At 44.1% G+C, this 1,130-nt stretch carries 2 protein-coding genes; both read left to right on the top strand.

The genetic code is table 11. From position 1 onward, the window contains the following. A partial coding sequence (locus tag A3757_RS02645) for a TolC family protein (protein WP_197469678.1) occupies window positions 1-526 on the top strand: 526 nt, incomplete at its 5' end. Further along, entirely contained in the window at window positions 523-753 is a 231-nt protein-coding gene (locus A3757_RS02640) for a hypothetical protein (protein WP_156490360.1), read from the top strand. The genes A3757_RS02645 and A3757_RS02640, both read left to right, overlap by 4 nt. Window positions 754-1,130 lie beyond the last annotated feature (377 nt).

Raw genomic sequence — 1,130 nt, 5'->3', positions numbered from 1 at the left:
TAATTTACCTTCGATTTATCTGGAATCTGGTGCGAGTTGGAATGATAACCTTGATGGTGTTAAAGGGCGAAATAATGATGCTTTTGTGATGCTGCGTATGCAATATGACTTATTCAACGGTGGGCGAGACTCAGCGGCTAAGAATAAGGCTGCTCTGCGTGTTAAGCGGGCAGTGTATCGCATGGAAGATGCGCAGCGTGAGTTAAGCTTAGCGGCTGAGCAGGCTTGGCATCGTTACCAGAGTTTATCGACTCGTTACGCCTTACTTCAGGATTATGCAGAATCGGCAGAAAACACCAAGCGAGCCTACATTAAGCAGTTTGATATTGGCCAGCGAAGCTTGATTGATCTGCTGGATGCCGAGAATGAACTATTAAATGCTAAGCGTTTAAGTAGTGAGGCGCGATATGACTTGTATTTGATTAAGTATGAGCTGTTGTACCTGCAGGGTAGTTTGCTGGATCACTTGTCTCAAAATATTACGATATCCCCTAAAGTAACTAAGTTCCTGGACGAAAGGGCATGATGATGGATCAGCAAGAAAAGGAGGCTTTATTTTTAGCGTTACAGGATAGCGATGCTGACTTGGCCAGAGTGACGGAAGACCTCATCTCCTTGCTGGTGCAGAAAGGTATTATTTTGTTTACCGAACTGCCTAGCGCAGTACAGGCTAAGCTTGTTGATAGAGAAAAGCTGAGAGAAAAATTGGGCCAGGTGAATGTGTCTATATTATCGGAGGGCGATACGCTCTAGCTTTATATGTATCGGCTCAAACCCGATTTTACAGCTTGTAATACAGAGCGCGACATGACCAAACAAAATATCAAAGCCTTGAAAGTTCGCTAAGTTGACGCTCAAGCCCCCCCCCAAAAAAAAACCAGTCATTCCTGCGTAGGCGGGAATCCAGTGTCTTGATTAATAGGCAGCATTTGAAGCTACAGAAGTAATCGAATTAATAAGTTTTCGGTCAAAAACAATGGATCCCCGCCTACGCGAGGATGACTACTGTGGTGAGCATTCCTTGGGGGATGAATTTTAGAATAAGGTAACCCAGGAAGTTCTGGAAGTTCAAATCGTTTCAACGTCCGTTAAAGCATACTATTCGACCAAATTCATACTTGGTACCAAGG

The sequence above is a fragment of the Oleiphilus sp. HI0117 genome, assembly GCF_001635235.1.
The sequence above is the reverse complement of the archived record's forward strand: the minus strand, read 5'-3'. Positions and strand labels throughout refer to the sequence as shown.

What these genes read in the sequence shown, in the direction of transcription:
- A3757_RS02640 (WP_156490360.1), top strand. Translation starts at nt 523, where the DNA reads ATGATGATGGATCAGCAAGAAAAGGAGGCTTTATTTTTAGCGTTACAG.